The following is a 22,119-nucleotide window of genomic DNA, read 5'->3' as shown; positions in this document are numbered from 1 at the left end:
CGTCTGTATAATTTACAGCGGTTCATTTTTTTTATTTTATTTTTCGTATTGTAAAATTATCGGTCAACAACAACCAGTTTTGCGGGAAGGCTAAGCCAAGCTTCCAATACATCATGCCGCGTAAACCAAACTCTTTGACCAAATCGAATTTGGCTTGGATACTACGTGCATCCTCAAACCATACTTCATGTTGTACACCTGTATCGTCCGTATACCTAAAATGGGGAGCTTGTGCGACATAATCATAGCTAATATCCACTTCCTGCCTAACTGCAATTGCTAGTGCTTGTTGAGGACTAAGTGCCTTAGCGGGTGATCCACCTTGGCTTGGATAAGGGGAAGACCAGTCATAGCCATATAAATTTTGACCTAAGAAAATTTTCTCATGGGGTATTTGACTAACTGCATACTCTACAACATCTCGTACAGGACCGATTGGGCTAACAGCTTGCGGATCACTATACGTATAGCCCCATTCGTATGTCATAAGGGAAACGAAATCGACAATCTCTCCGTGTGCTTTATAGTCATGTGCTCCGTAAATTCCGGTGCGAATATCACTTGTCATAGGAGCCAGTGCAGTCGATAGCGTCAGCCCAGCTGGATGAAAACGATCCCTCGCCCTTCGGAGGAAATTATTATAGAGCTCACGATCTTCTGGATGTAAAAGTTCAAAGTCAAAGTGAATGTCTTTATAGCCAACTTCATTGGCGATTTGAATCAGATTGCTGAATAAACGATCTTGGACCGCTTCGTCAGTAAAAATTGCATGGGCCAAATCTGCATTAAATGCAAAATCCTCTAAGTTACTAACAACCAGCGCATTTGCTACTCCTGCTGCTGTAGCGATGCTCGGTATATCAGCAATGGACGGTGCCTTTACTGAGCCATCACGTTGGACCTCGTAACTGAACATGGCAAGGTAGGTTAATTGGGAAACACGATTTCTCACTTCATCAATCATCGATTGCGCTACTGGCGTTCTCGGCTCGACATATAACAATGCCTCCGCCAGTTTCTTCGGTCTTGGTGGAATATAAAGTCGCTGCCCTACTTGAAGAATACTGGATGGAGAGATGCCATTGATGGTTGCTAATTCATTAACCGTCAGGCCGTATAATTGAGATATGAGATAAAGTGATTGACCCGGCTGAACCCAGTGATAACTACCTGTAATGGGGATGACTAGCGCTTGCCCTACCACAATCTGAGAGGGATTCGGAATTTCATTAGCGGTTGCAATGTCTTGATAGCTAATGCCGTAAGCCTGGGCAATACCATATAAGCTTTGCCCTTTTTGAACTACATGAATTTGCACGCTTATCATCTGCCTTTCATTAATCAATTAGGCCTCGGCTTAATTGTGTCCGGAGGCTTTATCAAAAAGGGATTGAACTTTATTCCTCCCCAATAAAAATGTTCTCTATCTAAATCTATTTTTGTCGGACGATAAATATGCATCAATTTTGACGTATAGATTTCATAACACCACTCATACTACTGACGATAAAATAAGCATTTCTAGGAGGATATGTAATGACGCAAAATCCATTCGATCAAACAAGTGAAAATATGCACACGGGACCTGTTCCGCCACAGATGAATCATGGTGGTCATGAGCTATTCGATGTCCATGAAGCATTATCAGGAACTGTCGGTGCACTTAACCAAGCTATCTTATTACGTCCATATGTCAAAGACCCAGAGTTACTGGATATTTTGGATCGCCAATACCGCTTTACCTTAGACGAATATAATATTACTGTCGAGGCCTTTAAAACCGGACTGGATCCTTCCCATCCAACAGGCAGCTATGAGATGAAAGAAGGCAATGACTTCATCTATGGTATGAAGCCATCTCAACCAAAAAAGCCTATTCAATCCGATTCAGAACTGTCGGATGAAATCATTTCAGGCTTTTTACTCGCCTCTGCAAAAGCTGGCGCTTCGATGAAAACGGTAGCCGCAACTGAAACCTGTAATCCAGTCGTTCGCCGTGTCCTCGCCGACTCTGTACCGAACTGTATAGAAATGGCCTACGAATTGGCGATTTATCAAAATAAGCATCATTATTACCAGATGCCACAGCTCGCCCAGCCAGATATGCAGCAGTTGCTGAACTCGTTCTCCACAGTTGGTCAGCCCGCGATGCCCAATCATACGGTTCAATAGTATACAAAGAAAAGGTACTCACTTTTTGAACAGTGAGCACCTTTTCTTATGCAGTTTATTTTGATTTTGTGTAAAATGACTTGGGTGCATCCGCTTCATACCGAACGAGCTCTCCCGTTCGCGGATGCGTCAGCACTAACCTAGTTGCATGAAGGCCCAACCGTTTAATAGGATTGCCTGTGGCTCCATATCGCTTATCACCGACAACCGGATGTCCTAGATCTTCCATATGGACGCGGATTTGATTTTTACGGCCTGTTTCAAGCTCCACTTCTAATAAGCTAAATTGATGATTAGCTTGTAGTGTTTTGTAATGCGTCACGGCATGTTGTCCACCGTTGTCTGTCGGGTTTGAATACACTTTAAACGTTTTACTTTCCTTCAGCCACGATGCAATTTTACCTGCCTTTTTGCGCACAGTCCCTTCTACAAGCGCAATATAGACACGCTCCTTCACTACTTTAGCCCAATTAGCCTGGAGGGCTTCCTTCACTTCTTCACTTTTAGCAAATAGCATGACGCCAGATGTGTCCTTGTCGAGTCGATGTACAATAAAAATTCGCTTATTTGGACTACCATTGCTGACATAATCCCGTACTTGTCGATAGGCAGTCATTTCAGTTTCATTTTTCGAAGCAACGGATAGTAAACCTGCATCTTTATTGATGACAATGATGTCTTCATCCTCATGCAGAATACTTACGCCTACTAGTGTTTCTCCTTTTAGAGCTGCTTGATTTTTAACAATTTCAACAGTTTGGCCAGGCTGAAGTGGATGATTATGTTGTTTCACCATTTTCCCATCCACGGTCACTTGCCCACGTGTCAATATAGATTTCACCGCATTACGCCCGCTACCCGCCATCATTTCCAATAAAAAGGGCAGTAACTGCGCCGATTCTTTTACTGTGTAAACAGATGTATCTGCTTTTTTATTTACTGAATTTTCACGGTTTTTCTGCATAATAAAACTCCTCGCTCTCTCCTTCCATTATCCTCAAATTGCCTCCACAATACAAACGCTGTATGATTGAACAAGAGAATTATTTATCTGAATTCAGCAAAAGCCCCCCTTCTATGAAGAATTGGATGGATATAATAAAGCTTTTCATTCAAAGCGAGTCCAAACTCCTGCTGAATCCAGATAAAGCCTCCGGCGGATGTCACGGATTTTTAGGGGAGCTTTTCGAGCGTGCTCGAAAAAAATCCGGACACAATCACGCTGGGGGCGTGATTGATATGACGGAAGAAAAAGGGGATTATTATGCGAGTTGCTATATTCGATTTTGACGGAACGCTCTATGCGGAAGAAACCTTTCAGCTATTAATGGACCATTTAAAACACCATCCCGTTCACCATCCAAAATTCAAAAAGTTTTACCGGGCGATTCTTAAACCTTACATTGGGCATAAAATGAAACTTGTTCCTGAGGCTAAGATGAAGGAACAGTCTATGCAAATCTATTTGGATGCACTTGGAAGACAATCAAAGGAAGAACTCGATCAGTATTTCGGGGAATTGGCTGAGAAAGTACGACAGGGCTTCAATCCAGATGTACTATCACGATTAGAACAGCATATTGCCGACGATGTCCATGTGATGCTCGTTTCTGGTGCCTATACGCCCCTGCTACAATCGGTCACAAAGGGATTACAATTCGATACAATTATCGGTACGGAAGTCCCTTTAAATGGACCAGATATCGATTATCAAGCACCGATTCACCATGTTCATGGTCCACGAAAAAACGAGAAAATTGAACAGGCTCTGGAAGGGAAAGATATCGACTGGAAAAATAGTTTTGCCTATGGAGATAGTTTTTCTGATATCCCCGTCCTTGAGCTCGTTGGTCATCCCGTCGCCGTGCAGCCCGAACCTCGCTTACAGGCGATTGCTGAACAACGCAAGTGGGAAATTATCTAAAATTACTTGGAGATTTCTATAGACTCACCGGTAAATCTGACAAAACAAAAGCGCAAGCGCTTGTTCAGCCCCGACAAGTAGGAAGGATGAACTTCAATCCTTCCCTGCTGGAGGGCTTGAAAGTAAAGGCGGCCCTTTGCCTTTACTAGCAAGACCGAAGCGACTCGAGGGGCTAGGCGCTGGAGCCTAGACGAGAAATCACCCTATTCCGACTTATCCACAGTACGAGAATTTTATAATTTTCTAGGCTATAAAAAAACGAGGCCACTTCGGCTTCGTTTTTCAAATTATGATAATGATTTTAATCCTACAACACCTGCTACAATCAACATGACACTTACCATGCGTCCCGTGCTTTTTGATTCTCCAAAGAAAAACATATTAATAAGAACAGCTCCTGCCGTACCTATGCCAATCCATACCGCGTAAGCAATACTCACTTGCAAGTACTTAAAAGACATGTATAAAAAGGCAAAAGAAGCACCAAACCCACCGACAAACAGCAAGCTACTGCTCGCAGTTTTTTTCTGACTGTATTTCTTTAATCCAACGACACCAATAATTTCACTAATTGCTGCAAGTAAAACATATAGCCAACCCATAATTATACAGTTCCCTTCGCTACTTTTCTCTCTTCTCGATCATCAGCTAATTTTAAGCTAATCACACCGATCACTAAAACCCCTATGAAGAATATTTTTCCTGCACTCAAGCTGTGGCCAAAGAAAAATACATCCATTAAGGCCGTACCTACTGTTCCAATCCCTGCAAAAATCGCATAAACTGTACCCGTCGGTAAATTTTCACAAGCCTTTGTTAAGTAATGAAAATCAATTGCAATAAATACAACGATAAAAATCCAATGCCACCAAGCGCTTGCTACGTTAAAACCATATATCCACACCAACTCAAAAAAACTAGTCATCGCGACATAGAACCACGACTTATTCATTTAATAATCCTCCTTATTTTATGACTGACTGTCATTCATTTAACTCGATAAAGCTGGGATCACTTAACCATCCCAAGCGCATGTCGTAAAAAATCATTCACTTCCTCCTGTTGAATGCAGGCTTGATCCTCTTGCTCTGAATCGTATAAATATATTTGTTCGGCAGCTGATTCAACTAGTCCAATAATCATTTTCGCTGTGCGATCGGCATGAATGGATGATCGAATAATCCCCGCCTCCTTGGCTTCCTGTAATCGCTCACTAATCCATTGATAGAAAGGTGCATAGACCGTTTCCCATTCTTTTAAATGTTCTGTTGAAGCGAGGCCTGAATAGATGAGCGCCTGTATTTCATGATAATCATGCGTCACTTGGAAAATGGCCTCAACAAGCTGCTCAAGCTGCACTGGAAAAGTTGCTGATTCCTCTACAGATGCCTGCACGATAGCCATCGTCTTCACCACCATCACTTCTGCAATAGCAGGCATCAGTGATAATTTAGACGGGAAATACAAATAGAACGTACCTTGTGCAATCCCTGCTGCTTTGACAATATCTGAAATCTTCGTTTTTTCAATGCCCTGCTCACGAAAAACTTCAATCGAGGCATGAACAATCATCTCTTTTTTATTCATCTACTAATCCCCCTCACACACGAATGACTGACTGTCATTCATTTTAACTTGTCTGCCATTATAAAGCAAGCGGCTTAGCCATTGTCGATTCATTCAAAAATAGGTTACCCTCTATCACAACTCTATCTCTAAACTTCATAACAATAGGATAAAACAAACCGATAACGACAGTTTTTTCATCACATATCATCTTCATTCAAGAAATAGTATAACCTCATTTCTTTCAATAAGGTAACATAAATCAGGAAAACGACAAATTATTTTACAGAATTTTATAGTCACTGAAAACATTATAACAAAGCCAATGGAAGCGCTTCATCTCGATAAATTTTCTAACTCAACAAAATTTTCTGACTTGTGTTTTTTTCGATTTCATGGTAAAAATTTATTACTCAATAAAATACTGTAGGGAATGGGGGATGTTCATTGACGAATCATTACCGGTCTTCATTAGAGATGCATCGGCTTCATACGGGGAAAATGGAAACCGTGTCTAAAGTTCCACTTGAAAACAGAGTGGACCTAAGTTTAGCTTACTCTCCAGGAGTAGCTGAACCTTGTTTAGAAATCGCCAAAAACCCCACAGCGGTATACGAGTATACCATCAAGGGAAATTTAGTTGCGGTGGTGACAGATGGGACAGCTGTCTTAGGTTTAGGGGATATTGGGCCTGAAGCAGCACTTCCCGTCATGGAAGGGAAAGCTTTGTTGTTAAAAAGATATGCAAATATCGATGCTTTTCCAATTTGCTTAAATACAACGGATGTAGAGGGGATCATCCAAGCCGTTAAAGCAATCAGTCCTACGTTTGGTGCCATCAATTTGGAGGATATTTCTGCGCCACGTTGCTTTGAAATCGAAAAGAGATTACGTGAAGAATGCGATATTCCTGTATTCCATGATGACCAGCACGGCACTGCAATTGTCGTTGGGGCAGGATTATTAAATGCTTTAAAAGTTGTCCATAAAGACATGCAATCGGTTAAAATTGTAATTAATGGCGCGGGGGCAGCCGGGATTGCAATTACCAAACTTCTTCTCTCAATTGGATTTGAACAAATTACCGTTTGCGATTCACAAGGTGTTATTTATAAAGAACGCCCAAATGGTATGAATTCTACCAAACATAAAATCGCTGCTCTCACAAATCCTGATGGCCTGACAGGCTCTTTACAGGATGCGATGACGGGGGCAGATGTGTTCATCGGGGTTTCTGTCGCGAATTTATTGACAAAGAAACTCATTGATTGCATGAATGATGACCCAATTGTCTTTGGTTTGGCGAATCCAAATCCAGAACTAGCTCCTGATAAAGCGCAGGAATACGGGGTTCGCATTATTGCAACAGGACGCTCTGATCATCCAAATCAAGTGAATAACGTCCTAGCATTCCCTGGTATCTTCCGCGGAGCTCTTGATGTCCGTGCAAGTGAAATAACTGAAAGCATGAAGTTGGCCGCAACCTACGCCATTGCTTCACTAATTGACGACTCTGACCTAAGGGACGATTATATTATTCCCGATCCATTTGATGAGCGGGTTGTAAAAGTTGTGGCAGAAGCAGTTGGTAAAGCTGCGATTGAATCAGGTGTGTCTACTATTAAAGAGTACGCCATCTTATAGTCCCAAAGAGCAAAAGCGCCATAAACACGGTTGGTGAACCGATTTATGACGCTTTTCTCTACTTATCCTCCTTGGAACCCAAATCTATATGAAGACTTCCATCCATTTGGATTTCAGCATAAAACACCTGTTCAACTTTACCGATACCTTGTTTTTTCAGTTGAGCATATACCCACTCTTCCGTTAAATTCAATTCAGTCAGATTCTTTTTAATAATTTCTCCATCAGAAATGATTTCGGATGGAATATATTTCGGTTCAGGCGCTGGAGCATTGACATCTTTTTTGGTCGCAGGCTCCTGACCCGCTTTCTTCAAAACACTCAAGTTACCGTTCGTTTCCAGTATCGCAAAATGAACATCTTTAATAGAAAAAATACTTTGTTCCCGCAGCATCATGTTCAAATCATTCAAATGGAGTCGTGATTTTTTCATAGCCTCCTCAATAATTTTTCCCTCAAACATGACAATCGTTGGCTTGTCGTCTAGGAGTATGCGGGCTTTCTTTGACTTAAGCGCAATATAGCTCATGAGCAACGTTAATAGCGCCCACCAAATCATTGCAATGACTCCATCCACAAACGGCGTTTCGTTTTGCCCTGCAATTTCTGCTGCTATTGAACCAATTGTAATGCCCGTCACATAATGGAAAAATGTCAGCTGAGAAATCTGTTTTTTTCCCATCACCCTTGCCATGATAAGTAAAACAATAAATGCAAGTGTTGTCCTCAGTAACGTTTCCCAAAAATGAATCTTCGATAACTCATCCATAATCATTAGAATTCACACTCCCATCATATAGAAAGTGTTCCACTATTGCTAAGTGGCTATACATGGAGAGGTTAAAGAAATCCGACCCAAAAAAGCCGCGAACGGTATCGTTTACCGCCGTGGCTTTTCTCTTAATCGAGTTTTACTCTAAGAATGGCCCCTGTATTCGCGTCAATTTTCACTTCATACTTATGACCTTCTGCTGTTCTAATATCAATTTCATAAACTAACACGCCATCATCATAATCCAGTTCCGCTTTTACAACTTGACCTGGTACACGTTGCAAGGCAATCGCCATCGCTTGGTCGATAGTAATCCTACGGTATTGTGGGTTTTGCCAATGATTAGACCAGTATTGATGCTGATCTTGCCGATTTTGATGCGTCAACCATTCCCCTCCCCTTCAATCGTTATACAATCTTTACTATTCTATTCGAAATGGGGAAAGATGTGACTTGACTATGCTGTTAATAAATTGCAGAACACTATTTCAATCAGAACTTTTCTGCTTCTCCTCCGACTTTGAATTTATCCAAAAGCGTGTCATTGGTTGTTCAGGATTCATCAACAATTTTGCTAGATAAGAAGCTGTCATCGTATAGCTGTTTTCTATTTTTTCTGTTAAAAAATTAGTACGTTCGTACAGTATGCCACGTAGATGGTCCAGTTGCCTAACCATTTTCTCTGTCACACCTTCTTGATTGTCCAGCCTGCTCATGACGATTTGTTGAATGTCCTCTTGCTGTGATATGCGTTCGGCCAATTGATGTTGATGGTCCAATTGCTCATTCATTTTGATAACAATTTCTTTCGATGTTTCACTGACTTGCACTCTAAACTTCTCATCCACTGCCTGTTCATCCGCCAACATCTGATGGAACTCTTGCTGCTGATTATCTAATTTCGTCAACGACTTCATAACATTTTTTTCGAATTTCTCATGCTGAAAGTCATTGGCTTGTAGTTCATTCAAACGGTTACGGGTTGTCGTGAATTGATTCGACTGTACCTTTTTCTGTTGTTTTAAAAGCATTTCAAGGTCACTAATATGACGATGAAGCGAAGCATTTGCCTCCTGCTGCTCCTGCATCCACTGCGTTAACGAATCTATTTTCGAATAGCTCTGATTAGGCTCAACAAGATCCACCTCATTTTTGAAAACGTCCAAATGACTCTGACTGTTAATAAATAACCCCATTTGCCTAAGCCCCCTTGTCGTACTATCCTATGCAAATGACGGCAAAGCGGTTAGCAAAGGTTTACTCCCAAACATACGGTGTTTCTTGATAGACATAATAATTCAACCAGTTAGAGAATAGCAGATGAGTATGTGAACGCCATGTATTTAATGGCTCTTCATTTGGATCATTATTTGGAAAATAGTTTACCGGCGGATCAATATGGATACCTTTTTGAAGATCACGTGCGTATTCTTCTGCCAGCGTCGTTGCATCGTACTCAAAATGACCCGTGATCATAATATGTTTTGCATCGTTGGAAATGATGATAAACGCACCAGCATCCTCAGACTTGGCCAGTAAATGCAAGCGCGGATCATTTTCGATTTCCTCCACTGAAACAGCTGTATAACGTGAGTGTGGCGCTCTAAATTCATCATTAAATCCACGTGCTAAATTGATTGTCGGGTCAGATAAACGATGTGTAAATACACCTGAGCACTTCTTCGGCAAATCAAATTTATCAATTCCATAATGGTGATACAATGCTGCTTGTGCGCCCCAACAAATATGCAGCACAGACGTCACATTGTCTTTTGACCAGTCCATAATCTCCTTCATTTCATCCCAATAATTCACATCTTCAAATTGCAAATGCTCAATCGGCGCTCCTGTAATAATCATGCCATCAAAACGACGATGTTTGATGTGCTCAAATGTTGTGTAAAATTTGTCTAGGTGTGACTTGCTAACGTTTTTCGATTCATGGGTGGCCATGTTCATAAACGTCACATCCACTTGTAACGGTGTATTGCCTAATAAGCGTAAAAGCTGTAGCTCTGTGCGTTCTTTTTCTGGCATTAAATTCAAAATAATAATATTCATTGGACGAATGTCTTGGGACGTCGCGCGCTCCTCATCCATGACAAATATTTTTTCCTTTTTCAATAATTCTCCTGCCGGCAATTGTTTAGGTATGTTGATTGGCATCGTTCATCTCTCCCTTTTTTCATTCTATTATGTATGTCGAGCACAAAAAAATCCCCTTTTCTATTTGATAAGAAAAGAGGATTGGCTTTAGGCTCTCAGTTCTTATCTCTCAAGATCAATCGCGCCTCGGCGTGATTACGTCCGGGGGGCTTTATCTGAATTCAGATAAATAATCTTGTTGGAGGTAGCACCTTTCTGACCATGTCAGAGGTTGCTGAAGCTTCATCGGGCCATGTCCCTCTGCTTCTCTTGATAAGAATATTCAATTAGATTCCATTATACGCTTAAACTTTTTATTGTAAACAGTCTTTTTATTTTTCAAGTAATAATCATCTGAACTATCCCATTTACTCGAACAAACTTGGTAGTTTTATTCATTTGATTTATCACTCAATTTCAAATGTCATTTTAACTGGTTCTTTCAAATTATTATTTTGGTGATCTTTCAAACCTGTTGTGACATAAAGCGTATAGGTACCTGGTGCATAACCTGACTCAGGAGCTCGAACGATAATTTTTTGTCCTTCACCTTCAAGAATAGCCGGAACAACATTAGCCTCTGCATCATGTACATAGATAGTAGTCGGTTCTATAGTTGTTATATCCACTGCTTTTGATAGTGATATCGTCCAATACTTATCGCTCGAAAAAGTTCCTTCTTTCGGTATTTCTTTATACTTAATTTCCGAAGTCCATGGATAATTGTCTTGTAGGTAGCTGTTGAATTGTTCAGCTACTCGCTGATAGCCTGCCTCACTAAGATGAACATTTGATGGATTTGGTAGATAATGTGTAAAGTTTTCATCTATGATTTCAGCTGTTGGGACAAAAACGGCTGTTGTTCCTGTTATTCCTTGTTGAATGGCTCCATTTAGCTGGCCTACTAGCTGTCCAACGAGTGGTTTTAACGTAGGATCTGTAATATAGGGAAACGGATTGTAGCCTCCCATAATATATACTTGAGCTTTTGGATTGATAGTGTAGATTTCTTGTAAAATTGAGTGATAATTGACACGGACTTGCTGGACAGCCCCTAATAATTCCACAAGATTATAGTCTATTTTCCCTGTACTTTTATCAAGTTTAAAATAAGCAAATAAGTCATTAGCCCCCGCACTTAGTGTAATAAAATCTGCTGATTTAACAAGTTCGCGAAGTTCAGCTTTTTCCTTCAGTCCATTTAAAACATCATCTGTTGTAAAGCCAGGGAAAGAAAAATCGTTATTATACGATTTTAATAGATTGGCCTCCTCTAGTATTTCTGCAAGAAAATCTGGATAGCCCTTGCCATAGTCATCGTTCGAGTCTTGTCCATATGCCAGGGAATCACCCAGCGACAAATACTCGATAGGTGTTGTTGCCTCTGCTTGTTGGGCAAATGAGCTGATTGGTAAAGCGATTAATTGAAATACAAGTGCCAATGCAAATAGAATTCGAAACTTCATGATTGATTTTTGCATACTATCCCTCCTGTTTTTGATTGATTCACCAGTCCCTTAGCTCGTCTCCTTCCTCAATAATTCTATTGTTAGTATAACTCTTCTTTTCTATTAAGTGAATTTTCTTATATTATAACACGCGATAAAAAATAATTCCCTTGAATAAAACCCTTTTATTATGCCATATTAACGTCGTACTACATGTTTGAAAGGAGTTTTTTTCATGGGAAGAGACAACAAACAAGGTAGCACTAACAATTCGCGTTCATTACCCCAAACGCCGAAAAGGCAAAAGATTCAACCGGGGGATATGAAAGAAGAAATGGCACGTGAGTTTGAAGAATTGAGCAATTTTAAACCCAAACGGGAGCGCATGATTCCAAACGAGCGGAAAAGAAAGTGACACATTTTTTTGCGAGGATAGCACCTAACCTACCATGAAAAAGACGATACCCCGCGCAGCGATAGGGCTGATGCGGGGTATTCTAAATAAGTGATTTGAAGTCATCTATTCTTTCTCCTAAACGCTTCATTACTTCTTGATGAGTCTTTTTTTGAGTCAATGGATTTGCACTTTCGCTTTCAGCTTCAGCTAACTTTCTATTTAGCTCATCAATACTATTTCCTAATTCAAAAATAGGTCGTATTTCCTTCATTGGACTTCACCCTTATAATCACTCGGGATGCTCCCTTCATTCTCCACTTCCGCAGTCCAAGAGATAATTGTCGTGCTATCCCATACATTTCGCCTTTCAATCTCCATCAACATCCGTGAAATACTTTCATCGAGTGCTTCTGCATTCAACACTTCTACCAAATTTTGCGGATTTGCATAAGGTTCACCCGGACATTCTACCAAGCCATCTGTTGTCATGAAAATGACATTTGTCCCTTTTCTCAATTCCCTTGTTCCAGATGTATAGCATGGAACAGTTTTTTCAAATGTATTCACTTGCCCAATCCATTCGAAGAACTGCCTTTGATTCAGTTGAAACTGGTTGAGGGCAATTAATTCTGGATGTAATAAATAGACCAAGCAGTCTCCTACGGAAAACCACCATAAGTAGTTATCTTTCCTTGCGACGACAAGGCAAGCTGTTTCTCCAGTGACATCTCTACATGCAGCCAAAAGTTCATCGGATTGAAAAATTTCAAGTAGCTTGTCTTCCAATTGTTTAAACTTTGGAGGTCCTTCAATTGATAAAATCTTTGACAAGCCGTCTTTATGCTGTGCGAATGTACGCATAACAAGTTCCGCGCTTTCGGCACTTTTATGTGCATCGAGAATAGCGGCTAATTCCCAGTCGTCAGTTTGCCAGATGATACAACCGTCTTCATTCTTTGTTTGACCTGCCGATGAATTACCGCCATAACGCCCCACCACTATTCGATTTATCCACCGAACATCACGCTCATCAACGTAATCCTTTTCACTTCCAACCTAGGAGAAATCAATCATGACGATATGTTTCCAAATAGGATTTGATTCGGTGGAAAAGTTCCACCTTTGCACCGGGCATAGTATGCGGACAATCATGAACAAGTTCCCCTAATTCTTGTATAAATCCCATGTGAAATCCCTCCAATATACAATTATTAAAAACATTATTTCGATTTCCCTTTAGCTATACTCAAAATTGTCCATTCTTTATCTTTAATTTGCTTGCCAATGTAAAGAATTTGTCCTAGATGGTAACTGATATGCGCTATCTCCGTCTGAATTGCACTGAAAGCGGTTATTTGTTGGTTCCTCAAGGTAACCGCTTTATGTAAATCGTTTTCTACTAAACTCTCCAATGTTTGAAAGAGTAGTTGCCAACCTGAGTCCCATTTATACATCAGCTCTTCTCTAGACAACCGCTCATCAAGAAATTCATCATCTCTATTTCTATATGATTTTTCCCCATCCGTCGTTAAAAAATCTACCCATCTCGAGTGCATATTTCCACTTAGATGCTTTATTATTATCACAATCGAATTGGATTCTTCACTTGGTTTCCAATGTAATTCATCATTAGATAGTTGGCTAAATGCTTGTTCTGCACGTTCTTTAAAATGAGCGAATTGGGTAATTACAATCGACAAGTATTGTTCTTCAAATGTTTTCAAAAGTACCCCCCTAATAATGTTATCAATGAGCTTTCATTATTAATCAAGTCGCACCCGATGCGGGATGCGCTTTTCAAACCTTTCCATCATCCGACACGGGCATACTTCAATACTGAAATTGCACCTCTACCGTAGCGTTAATCACAATTTCTCCTTGTTCAATCGGCATAGATACGCTCATTTCTTTCGCTGCATACATTCGTGGTGCTACCGACTCCGCCCTATGCTCCTCAACAATTTTAATCGGCGTAGTATCAAACTGAAGTTGCATTGTATCAGCCATCGTTTGTGCTTTTGCCAAAGCGTTCTTTAATGCAAGGCTCAATGCTTGTTGATAGTACAATTGTTCATCTCCAACCGTGAACCGAATATTGGATACGTTATTCGCCCCGTTTTGAACAGCCACATCTATCACATTTCCTACCTGCCCAATGTTAGTGATTCTCACAGTGATTGCATTTGTTACCTCATAGCCTCTAAACAGTTGCTTGCCTTCAACATAGTCATATTGAGGGGAAACATTATAAGAAACCGTTTGGATATTCTCTCTGCTAATTCCTAATTGTAATAATGACGCAATGACTTGATTCATTGCAGCAGTATTTTCCTGCTGCGCTTGACTCAGTTGTTTATTTTCCGTACGTACCTCTAACTGAATTTGAACAGTATCTGGTGCAACCGAGAGATTGCCAATTCCCGTAACCGTCATAACTCGGCGTTGCTGGCTAGTGAATTGCTGTACATAAGGATAATACATTGTCCTCCACCTTTCCTAACCTGGATTTAGTTTCATAAAGATTTGGGCTGGCGGAAACTCGTGACTTCAGTCGTGAGTTTCCGCCAGCCTGCACCTCCCTTTTTTAAATTATTTGAACGAGCAGCGTACTAGCTTTCTCGACTACTCGTAGCTTTTTGAAGCTTGCACTTTTGTGTATACTTACCCCATCTATTGTGCGTAAATCAAAATAACCTGTTTTTCTTCGACCAAACACGATACATTCGATTCCTTCAAAAAGAACTTTATCAAACAGTTGAAAACCTTTAACGAATCGTTCTGCTTTATTGGCTTTTCGATAGCCACCTTTTGCGATGGTCATTTTGTGTAGCTGGCGATTGTTTTTTCGTACTTGTCTGAAAAAATAGGTATTGCTAGATGAAGCCGCAAGCGGATTTCCACTGATGCATCTTGCATCCACAGCGTGACTTTTTTCTAAACCATAATGGATACGTGTATTTTTTGTTTGGAATCCATACGTTAATTGAACGTGAGGATACAGTTCTTTCACTTGGTGATGAATAAACCATCGCAACACTGTCATTTGAGATGCATCACGAAACGAAGCACTTTTACGCGTAAACAGATGTTCTTTTCCTTCTTGATGAATCTTGTTGTGACACGTTTCACAAAGTGTCAATAGATTATCTGGACCGTCACCACCTGTTTTTCGACTTTCGATGTGATGAACATTTAAAATCTTGTCTTTTGTTTTGCCTTTGCAATGTTGGCATACATGCTTATCGCGAAAGAATACGTACTCCCTTACATTCCAAAAGCCAAGTTGGTCTCCTTTTTGATACAAATCACCCGAAATAGTTGGGTTCTTAATCTTTTGAATATCAAACTGCGCAACTTCAATCGTTACATGCGTAATCGGAAGAAGCTTATGCACTTTGGCAATCATCTTTGTGTGCATATCTACTTTGTTTTGAACGGATGGAGCGAGCCGCCCTTTATTTTTCTTACGATTGAGAAAGCGTGGTTGACGATAGCGAGTCTTCCTGCTTCGTCTAGCACTTCGCAAAGCTCTGCGAGTTGCCAATAACTCCTGAATATCAGTACGTAGCCTGACTTCACCCTCGAACAAGACATGGCCTTCTGTTGTAGCTGAAAGTCCGATATGCTTGGTTCCGGCATCTACGCCGAGTGATACTGGCTGTTTGTAACCGCTAGAGCCGTATTGCAATTGAATGGTAAAAGGTGTTCGTTGGACAACTTTCGCTTTTTCTTGTTGTAGTAGCCTACGCGCTTTTTGCGGCTTGCAAGGCATAAGCGGTTGTCCATGTTTGTTCAGTACGTAAACGAGCATATCGTTTACCTCCTTCGAGTCAAGTACTCTTCGCCAATGTTGTAAGTGCTTGTTTGACGTGGAACACCGCTCCTTTCCCTCAGAGCTTTTAATCCACACGCGACAGTTGCATAGAACTAGAGTTGGCATTCTATGGTGTCATGACACAAACAACGTAGTCAGTAAAGACTTAGGCTAGTCAATTAAGGCTCTTACAAGCCTGCGACTTCAGTCGTGGGTTATTGACTAGATACTATGCACAATGTTAGGTAAAGATAATTGCGATGGCCTCTAACGAAGGTACATCCATTTTTCTAGAACTTGAAAAATATCCTTGTTACTCTCTACACCAATTTCTTTTGAATTCAGCATGATATACACAGCTTTCAAGAAATTCTTTACTGTCCGTTTAGTATGATAGGCATCAATTGCCCCTGCATTTTCATCCAATTGCGTCTCGACCATTCTAGTCAATCCTTCAATCCAGGCTTGGATATCCTGCTCAGCATTCTGGCGCTCTAGCAAGGAAGCGATGATGATTGCCAGCCGCTCCTCCTCTTCATCCAAATAATCCACTCGCCTACATAAGCAATGTTGAACTACTTGAAGAATTCGACTGACGTCTTCTTTTGGAAGGAAAGGATGTTTGGCTAAGGCATCCAATGCATCCGCACCATGTGCAATGGCATGTGCCCATCCCTTTCCTTCAATAAAACCACGTGTATCATTTTCTTCCATCATATAGTGAATAACAGTATGTACAGTCTGTTGCACCAGATCTTGTTGCACAACTTTTTTCTCTATGTCGTATTCGATAGTCGCCGCTATGACAAGTGCAGAAAAGGATCGTGTAAACACAGAATCTGTTCCAGACTCACCAAGTCCATAGCAAAGGTAATCTTCCTGTATGACTGCTCCAAGTAAAGCTTGAATTTCTTCGGCATTTAATTGCTCCGAAAAAATCAACTTTCCGAAGCTCCCATATATTAATTGATCACGCAAATAACTATCTGGATTGCCAATCTCTCTCAACATCTCTTGCCTAACTTCCAAAGTTAGCTCCGATATTCTATCATCTAGGTAACTTTCTAGTGTTGTTGTCAACATTACTGTTTCTCCTCTACCATTCGTGTTGAATACATGTTTTTTGCATTCACTTAGCCTTGCATTATCTATAGATACCGTTTAACTACATTTATTTTAATAAGTCCGCAATGGCGAGATCAGGTGCAAACAAGCCACGCTGTGCTGCGGCTTAATGACAATTGGCTTCATCATGCCACCAAAACTTATTGTCACGTTTTCTTCTTGTATCCCTTTCAGTGCATCTAGCATAAAGCGACCATCAAAAGTCATTTGGATGTCGTCCTGCCCATCAATTTCTATTATTTCTTGATATTCCTCAATCATTCCAACTTCCGTAGCATTTGATGCTATTTTAATCCTTGCATCATCTACAATTTTTAAGTTCACGTTGTTATTTTTCCATTCAGTCGAAAATACACAAGCTCGGTCAATTCCCTCCATTAGTCCTTTCGTGTTAATTGTTATCGTAGATTTTGATTCTGAAGGTACTAGGGCTTGGACGTTTGGAAAGCTACCTTCTATTAACCTCGAATAAAGTGAACTGTTAACAGTCTTAAATACGATAAAGTTATTTGTATAATAAATATCAACGTTTGAAGACTCAGACTCCTTTAGATGCATCAATTCAGACAGGCTCGTGCTTGGAACGACGAATGATTCTTGTATGTCCGATTCTATATGTACTTCCCTCCGCGCTAATCTATGTGAGTCCGTCGCGGTACAAATTAGCTTATTTTGTTCAAACTCCATTTTCACACCGGTTAGTATAGGTCTAGACTCGCTTTTAGAAACTGCAAACACAGTTTTTTTTATAGCCTCCATTAATTTTCCAAACGGGACTTTCACGTTATTGTCACAATCCATCTCCGGGAGCTTTGGGTATTCATTCGAATCAAAACCATTTAGCCTCGTTTCAATATTCCCGGATTTAATTGTGATTGAACCATTGAATTCTGCTTTCATATGAATATCATCAGGTAATTTTTTTAGTAGTTCATTTAAATACTTGGAGAGAACAACAACACTCCCAAACTCGCTTATTTCCACAACCTTTTCCCCATTAATTAAAGAAGGAATTGTTCTTTCTATAAAGACATCCGAATTACTTCCTGTTAACGTTAAACCATTTTCATTGGCCCCTATTTTTATTCCAGAAAGTATCGGAATAACACTTCTTGTTGAAATAACTTTATTAATATCAGACATCGCACTTGTAAATAAAGAACAATTCACTTTAAAATCCATACATATCCTCCTAGATAATCGGCCCAAAGTCCATCACTTCAATTTTGTTCCAAGTAGCTTGCCAATTCTTTTTTCTAACCCTTTTCTCATACATCAACATTCGATCCTCCGATTCCAAGAAATAAAGAGTCGGTTTCACTATCAAATTGACAACGTCCTGTATACCATGAGGCGCCGTCAAGATGACATTGCTTCTCTCATCTAACTTCACACCCAAAGCTGTTGCCGTTTCAGGAAATTTTCCGATTGCATCCACAGATGAAGAATAGGGTGAACTATTATTTACGATATGCATCCTCGCCTGATTTTTGACTGACCAAGGGATAGTTGAAAGTAGCCTTCTCAATACTTCCTCATGTTTCTTTTCAACGCTTTCTTCAACATTCTCTGCATCGTAATAAATCACATCAATATCAGGCATTGGAGTTCTTTCATCAAAACCATGCAGCGCGTCCCAAATTTTCGATCGAACAAATCCCGCACAAATCCACCAATCAGGTAAATTCAATGATTTGGCGCATGCTAATAGGTCCATCATCCATTCGTCTTCCTGAATGAGGGCAATGACATCTTTTTCATTTTGAATAAACATCAGTATTCTCATCCCCTCCAATTAGCAAGGTCATTCCATCCATAGGCGACTTCACTCAACTCCTTGCCTTCAATTTCAATTTCGGCAGTGTCAATTGGCTTTCCAGCAAGCCTTTCATAAAAACGGCAAGCAGGGTTTTCTTCGAGTGCCCAAATAAGCATCGAGTTCAGCTTCTTCTCTTTCAAATCGTCCACGACTATCTGGATAAGCTTTCGCCCTAGCCCTTTCCCTTGCTGCCCTTCTAATAGATAAATCGCATATAACTCGCCCACATACGCTTCATATTTACCAGTACGCTCTTTACCACCAGAAGCAAATCCCACAATCTGACCGTCCTCATCTTCTGCTATGTATACGTTATTCTGCTTTACACCACTCATCCACATCTGCTCACGACTTTCATACGACAAATTATTCAAATACGCATCTGGCACAATTCCCTTGTATGTCGTCCGCCAGCCATCCACATGGACTTTCGCGATACCTACCACATCTGCTAATTCCGCCTTTCGAATGAACACATCAACTATCCCCTTCCTTGTCGTTCAGCATTTGAGTTAGTAGTTTGAAATGAGGTACCGTCAATTCCTTTAATTTCAAACGCTCTTCTGCCAATAAAACTTTCAGCCTTCTAAACTCCGCCCAAGCAGATTCATATTCACTACCGGAAATCTCATTGTTCGTTAAAGCTGCCTCCAACTCATCAATATCCTTTTCAATCACTGCCCCCGTTGGCAATACAATAAGATCCAGATACAAATCATCCATCCACGGGCCATTTTTCGTGCAGTAGCCTATCTCTTTACAAATATCGATATACCATTGCACAATACTTCCAGTAGAATCGAACACTGTCGTAATCGAATATTGCTGTCCTTCCGGAAAATGTTACATCCAATAATAGCCGTGATCGGCAAGACAAATCGTCCTACCTTCATAGCTCATATAAAGGGGCTCCCTTACTTCCCTCATATGAAGAAGAGTCACATAGCCCTTAAAAGCTTCCGTTTCAATAAAAAGCTCAGTATACGCCCTCTCCTTTACACGTTTCCAGTCATATCTACTGCCGAATTTCCGTTTCAGCATCAGCAACCCCATTTCATCTGTCCACTCACAGATTTTCTAAATCAGAGATCATATTTCCCCATTTCCCTCAACAAATCCTTGGCCATATAATAAGCACTCACTGAAAAAAGTTGAGTGATTTGTTGCTCGTGAATCATCTTCTCAATCTCATCAAAAGAAAACAACTTCACATCAATCTCTTCCGTTTCATCTAACTCCTGCTCGTATTCCTTATAGGCATCCATAATCAAAAAAGTAACTATCTTGTTCGTTTGAGTAGCTGGATTCACCATAAACTCACCCATTTTTATCGGTTTCGTCTTTGAAATATAACCGGTTTCTTCACGGATCTCTCTGACGATCCCCTCTTCGTGAGACTCGCCTTCTTCAATTTTCCCAGCTGGAATCTCCAAAAAGTAATCCTGACCTGCATGCCGATATTGTTCCACCAAAAGTACTTGCTGATCTTTCGTGAGTACAACCGCATTTACCCAATCGGCATATTCCTGAACATAATAATCATCAATGATGACACCGTTTGACAACTGGCATGTATCTTGTCTTAAGTTGCCAAACGGGGTTTTATAATGATATGTTGACTTGATCGTTTTCCATTTCTTCATTCATAAAACTCCTCAATTTCTCCCAATAATTTACCCCAACGTCATCACATGCGTCGTTTCTGAAGCAGAATTATCTAATTCAAAGCCATTCGATCGATAAAAAGCATCTGCCTTCGAGGATTCTGTTCGAACAGTCACTTCATTAAAAACACCACGAGAATGGTCGATAATTTGTTTGAGCAAAAGAGATCCAAGACCTTGCCGCCTTGCATCGTCTAACACGTAAAACCTTTGCAAACGCGCAACTTGTGTATCATCGGAAAAAGGTGATTGATTGACACCACCAATCGCAACAACATCACCAGCTTCATTTTGAACAGAGAATAAGGCCTCCCCCGGTTTGTTAAACCGATTAGTACCATCTTGAAAATCGTTAACCAAACGTGATAAAAAACGATAGCCTTCCGTTTCACTTTCCTTGACTAAATGAGAAATTGTAATCGCCTGTAAATCCTCAACCCGTTCTACTGTAAATGTCATTGCTTTTCCTCCCTTTAATCAATTATGCCCCGGCATAATTGCGTCCGGATTTTTTTCGAGCTTGCTCGAAAAGCCCCCCTAAAAATCCGTGACGTCCGCCGGAGGCTTTATCTGAGTTCAGATAAAGTAATTATTCCTACTTGTACCTTTCAACAACTTCATTAAAAAAACCTCCATTTATCCCATAAACAAAATAACCCACATACGTTTATCACGTAGTGAGTTATTTTGCGATAGCTATTTCTCTACATCTCCATCCACTTGCGCTCTTGAAAAACCACGACCGAGAATTTCTGATGCGTTCAAGAAAATGACAAATGAAGTTGGTTCAAGCTTTTGAAGCACCTTTTTAAAATACACAGCCTCTGATTGCTCCACGACACAAAGAATCATCGTCTTTTCTTGATTCGAGTAGCCGCCAATCGATTTAATCTTCGTTAAACCACGGTTAATTTCATTTTTAATAATGGCTTGGACTTCCTCTTCTTTATCCGTAATAATCATCACTAGCTTCGTCGGGGACGTTTGCAGTTGGACAAAGTCAATCACTTTACTTGTCACGTAAATGGCAATCATCGCATACAACGCAAGCTCAAAGTTAAAGACAAATGCTGATGTAAGAACAACGAGCCCATCAACGAGCAGTTGCGCAAAACCACTTGATAGTCCTGTGAACTTCTTCACCAATTGCGCAATCAAAGCAGTTCCGCCTGTTGAGCCATTTCCTCGGTAAACTATACCAAGCCCAACACCAAGCATGACTCCGCCGTAAATTGCACTCAGCAATGGATTATCGACGGAAAGTGTTATATCTGCCGTCAACCAAATGACAAACGGAACAAAAAATGTACCAACAAGTGTTTTCAAACTAAACTCCTTACCCACAAGGACAACCCCAAGGATTAAAAGAGGAATATTAATCAGCCACTGTACATACGCTGGGTTGAATAAAAAAAGTTCGTAAACAATCGTACTAATCCCTGAAACACCACCGGCCGCGAGTCGTGCTGGCAGGAAGAATATATTAAAGGCTAGTCCAACCAGCGCAGCCCCCAGGATAATCTGGATATATTCAAATACGATTGTTTTTTTTAATTGTTGTATCGCCATTTTACATATGCCCTCACTTTCAACCTTTCTATTTTAACAAAAAATAGCTGCGCCATCATC

The 22,119-nt window shown here is 40.5% G+C and carries 28 protein-coding genes, 1 pseudogene and 1 riboswitch; of the genes and pseudogenes, 5 read left to right on the top strand and 24 right to left on the bottom strand.

The genetic code is table 11. The features are described from left to right. Nucleotides 1-31: 31 nt before the first annotated feature. Nucleotides 32-1,318, bottom strand: a complete 1,287-nt coding sequence (locus tag N1I80_RS06875; RefSeq protein ID WP_340737152.1) for a glycoside hydrolase family 18 protein — start codon at nucleotides 1,316-1,318, stop codon at nucleotides 32-34. Nucleotides 1,319-1,536: 218 nt separating this feature from the next. Here N1I80_RS06875 and N1I80_RS06870 point away from each other — a divergent pair, with 218 nt between their 5' ends. Next, on the top strand, nucleotides 1,537-2,172 hold the full coding sequence (locus tag N1I80_RS06870; RefSeq protein WP_340737151.1) for a spore coat protein: 636 nt from the start codon (nucleotides 1,537-1,539) through the stop codon (nucleotides 2,170-2,172). Between the two features lie 55 nt (nucleotides 2,173-2,227). On the opposite strand, the gene N1I80_RS06865 is transcribed toward N1I80_RS06870, so the two are convergent. Continuing rightward, entirely contained in the window at nucleotides 2,228-3,136 is a 909-nt protein-coding gene (locus tag N1I80_RS06865) for an RluA family pseudouridine synthase (protein ID WP_340737150.1), read from the bottom strand. 62 nt (nucleotides 3,137-3,198) lie between these two features. Here N1I80_RS06865 and N1I80_RS06860 point away from each other — a divergent pair, with 62 nt between their 5' ends. Beyond that, nucleotides 3,199-3,462 carry a hypothetical protein gene (locus N1I80_RS06860; RefSeq protein WP_340737149.1) on the top strand — a complete coding sequence of 88 codons (264 nt, stop codon included), beginning with the start codon at nucleotides 3,199-3,201 and terminating at the stop codon, nucleotides 3,460-3,462. Then, on the top strand, nucleotides 3,437-4,096 hold the full coding sequence (locus tag N1I80_RS06855) for an HAD family hydrolase (RefSeq protein WP_340737148.1): 660 nt from the start codon (nucleotides 3,437-3,439) through the stop codon (nucleotides 4,094-4,096). The genes N1I80_RS06860 and N1I80_RS06855 overlap by 26 nt, the downstream gene beginning before the upstream one ends. 287 nt (nucleotides 4,097-4,383) lie before the next feature. On the opposite strand, the gene N1I80_RS06850 is transcribed toward N1I80_RS06855, so the two are convergent. Genes N1I80_RS06850 through N1I80_RS06840 form a run of 3 tightly spaced genes read right to left on the bottom strand, consistent with a single transcriptional unit; the run spans nucleotide 4,384 to nucleotide 5,683 of the window. Continuing rightward, entirely contained in the window at nucleotides 4,384-4,698 is a 315-nt protein-coding gene (locus tag N1I80_RS06850) for a DMT family transporter (RefSeq protein ID WP_340737147.1), read from the bottom strand. A gap of 2 nt (nucleotides 4,699-4,700) precedes the next feature. Then, nucleotides 4,701-5,048 (bottom strand): DMT family transporter, encoded by a 348-nt coding sequence (locus tag N1I80_RS06845; protein ID WP_340737146.1) that lies wholly within the window; start codon nucleotides 5,046-5,048, stop codon nucleotides 4,701-4,703. Nucleotides 5,049-5,107: 59 nt separating this feature from the next. Beyond that, on the bottom strand, nucleotides 5,108-5,683 hold the full coding sequence (locus tag N1I80_RS06840) for a TetR family transcriptional regulator (RefSeq protein WP_340737145.1): 576 nt from the start codon (nucleotides 5,681-5,683) through the stop codon (nucleotides 5,108-5,110). A 456-nt stretch (nucleotides 5,684-6,139) separates the two neighbouring features. On the opposite strand from N1I80_RS06840, the gene N1I80_RS06835 reads away from it, so the two are divergent. After that, nucleotides 6,140-7,306: an NAD(P)-dependent malic enzyme gene (locus N1I80_RS06835; protein WP_340739987.1), complete on the top strand. Its 1,167-nt coding sequence runs from the start codon at nucleotides 6,140-6,142 to the stop codon at nucleotides 7,304-7,306. Nucleotides 7,307-7,364: 58 nt separating this feature from the next. On the opposite strand, the gene N1I80_RS06830 is transcribed toward N1I80_RS06835, so the two are convergent. From N1I80_RS06830 to N1I80_RS06810, 5 genes are all read right to left on the bottom strand, one after another. Further along, the gene (locus N1I80_RS06830; protein ID WP_445683697.1) at nucleotides 7,365-8,075 is read right to left on the bottom strand and encodes a YetF domain-containing protein; all 711 of its coding nucleotides are present in this window, start codon (nucleotides 8,073-8,075) and stop codon (nucleotides 7,365-7,367) included. A gap of 131 nt (nucleotides 8,076-8,206) precedes the next feature. Further along, nucleotides 8,207-8,464 carry a PepSY domain-containing protein gene (locus N1I80_RS06825; RefSeq protein ID WP_340737143.1) on the bottom strand — a complete coding sequence of 86 codons (258 nt, stop codon included), beginning with the start codon at nucleotides 8,462-8,464 and terminating at the stop codon, nucleotides 8,207-8,209. Between the two features lie 102 nt (nucleotides 8,465-8,566). Beyond that, on the bottom strand, nucleotides 8,567-9,274 hold the full coding sequence (locus N1I80_RS06820; protein WP_340737142.1) for a hypothetical protein: 708 nt from the start codon (nucleotides 9,272-9,274) through the stop codon (nucleotides 8,567-8,569). Between the two features lie 61 nt (nucleotides 9,275-9,335). Next, the gene (gene metA, locus N1I80_RS06815; RefSeq protein WP_340737141.1) at nucleotides 9,336-10,244 is read right to left on the bottom strand and encodes a homoserine O-acetyltransferase MetA; all 909 of its coding nucleotides are present in this window, start codon (nucleotides 10,242-10,244) and stop codon (nucleotides 9,336-9,338) included. 148 nt (nucleotides 10,245-10,392) lie between these two features. Next, nucleotides 10,393-10,503, bottom strand: a riboswitch (SAM riboswitch). Nucleotides 10,504-10,630: 127 nt separating this feature from the next. After that, a complete protein-coding gene (locus N1I80_RS06810; RefSeq protein ID WP_340737140.1) occupies nucleotides 10,631-11,704 on the bottom strand; it encodes a GDSL-type esterase/lipase family protein in 1,074 nt (357 codons plus the stop codon). Nucleotides 11,705-11,906: 202 nt separating this feature from the next. On the opposite strand from N1I80_RS06810, the gene N1I80_RS06805 reads away from it, so the two are divergent. Continuing rightward, nucleotides 11,907-12,086 (top strand): hypothetical protein, encoded by a 180-nt coding sequence (locus N1I80_RS06805; protein ID WP_318618296.1) that lies wholly within the window; start codon nucleotides 11,907-11,909, stop codon nucleotides 12,084-12,086. 82 nt (nucleotides 12,087-12,168) lie between these two features. Here the strand turns inward: N1I80_RS06805 and N1I80_RS06800 are convergent, their stop codons facing one another. The 14 genes and pseudogenes from N1I80_RS06800 to N1I80_RS06735 all read right to left on the bottom strand — a co-directional run bounded on the left by N1I80_RS06800 (nucleotide 12,169) and on the right by N1I80_RS06735 (nucleotide 22,059). Next, nucleotides 12,169-12,339 carry a hypothetical protein gene (locus N1I80_RS06800; protein WP_340737139.1) on the bottom strand — a complete coding sequence of 57 codons (171 nt, stop codon included), beginning with the start codon at nucleotides 12,337-12,339 and terminating at the stop codon, nucleotides 12,169-12,171. Continuing rightward, the gene (locus N1I80_RS06795) at nucleotides 12,336-13,067 is read right to left on the bottom strand and encodes a protein phosphatase 2C domain-containing protein (protein ID WP_340737138.1); all 732 of its coding nucleotides are present in this window, start codon (nucleotides 13,065-13,067) and stop codon (nucleotides 12,336-12,338) included. Before N1I80_RS06795 ends, N1I80_RS06800 begins: the two co-directional genes overlap by 4 nt. Before the next feature lie 221 nt (nucleotides 13,068-13,288). After that, complete coding sequence (locus N1I80_RS06790) at nucleotides 13,289-13,792, bottom strand: DUF1572 family protein (RefSeq protein WP_340737137.1); 504 nt, start codon at nucleotides 13,790-13,792, stop codon at nucleotides 13,289-13,291. A 106-nt stretch (nucleotides 13,793-13,898) separates the two neighbouring features. Next, complete coding sequence (locus N1I80_RS06785) at nucleotides 13,899-14,549, bottom strand: SIMPL domain-containing protein (RefSeq protein ID WP_340737136.1); 651 nt, start codon at nucleotides 14,547-14,549, stop codon at nucleotides 13,899-13,901. Nucleotides 14,550-14,652: 103 nt separating this feature from the next. Continuing rightward, the gene (gene iscB, locus N1I80_RS06780) at nucleotides 14,653-15,879 is read right to left on the bottom strand and encodes an RNA-guided endonuclease IscB (RefSeq protein WP_340737135.1); all 1,227 of its coding nucleotides are present in this window, start codon (nucleotides 15,877-15,879) and stop codon (nucleotides 14,653-14,655) included. 270 nt (nucleotides 15,880-16,149) lie between these two features. After that, nucleotides 16,150-16,965 (bottom strand): DUF2785 domain-containing protein, encoded by an 816-nt coding sequence (locus N1I80_RS06775; RefSeq protein ID WP_340737134.1) that lies wholly within the window; start codon nucleotides 16,963-16,965, stop codon nucleotides 16,150-16,152. A 93-nt stretch (nucleotides 16,966-17,058) separates the two neighbouring features. Further along, nucleotides 17,059-18,189, bottom strand: coding sequence for a DNA polymerase III subunit beta (gene dnaN, locus N1I80_RS06770; RefSeq protein WP_340737133.1), 1,131 nt, complete (start codon nucleotides 18,187-18,189; stop codon nucleotides 17,059-17,061). A 10-nt stretch (nucleotides 18,190-18,199) separates the two neighbouring features. Continuing rightward, complete coding sequence (locus N1I80_RS06765) at nucleotides 18,200-18,781, bottom strand: nucleotidyltransferase family protein (protein ID WP_340737132.1); 582 nt, start codon at nucleotides 18,779-18,781, stop codon at nucleotides 18,200-18,202. An 8-nt stretch (nucleotides 18,782-18,789) separates the two neighbouring features. Next, nucleotides 18,790-19,302 (bottom strand): GNAT family N-acetyltransferase, encoded by a 513-nt coding sequence (locus N1I80_RS06760; protein ID WP_340737131.1) that lies wholly within the window; start codon nucleotides 19,300-19,302, stop codon nucleotides 18,790-18,792. 1 nt (nucleotide 19,303) lies between these two features. Continuing rightward, nucleotides 19,304-19,654 (bottom strand): annotated as a pseudogene (locus tag N1I80_RS06755) (DUF402 domain-containing protein); the annotation flags it as partial. 15 nt (nucleotides 19,655-19,669) lie between these two features. After that, a complete protein-coding gene (locus tag N1I80_RS06750; protein ID WP_340737130.1) occupies nucleotides 19,670-19,867 on the bottom strand; it encodes a hypothetical protein in 198 nt (65 codons plus the stop codon). Nucleotides 19,868-19,908: 41 nt separating this feature from the next. Beyond that, nucleotides 19,909-20,469, bottom strand: coding sequence for an NUDIX hydrolase (locus N1I80_RS06745; protein WP_340737129.1), 561 nt, complete (start codon nucleotides 20,467-20,469; stop codon nucleotides 19,909-19,911). Nucleotides 20,470-20,499: 30 nt separating this feature from the next. After that, the gene (locus N1I80_RS06740) at nucleotides 20,500-20,949 is read right to left on the bottom strand and encodes a GNAT family N-acetyltransferase (protein WP_340737128.1); all 450 of its coding nucleotides are present in this window, start codon (nucleotides 20,947-20,949) and stop codon (nucleotides 20,500-20,502) included. A 237-nt stretch (nucleotides 20,950-21,186) separates the two neighbouring features. Next, nucleotides 21,187-22,059, bottom strand: coding sequence for a YitT family protein (locus N1I80_RS06735; RefSeq protein ID WP_340737127.1), 873 nt, complete (start codon nucleotides 22,057-22,059; stop codon nucleotides 21,187-21,189). Between the last annotated feature and the right edge of the window lie 60 nt (nucleotides 22,060-22,119).

This window comes from Sporosarcina sp. FSL K6-3457 (genome assembly GCF_038007285.1).
GTDB lineage: Bacteria > Bacillota > Bacilli > Bacillales_A > Planococcaceae > Sporosarcina.
This window is presented reverse-complemented; position numbering and strand designations above follow the sequence as displayed.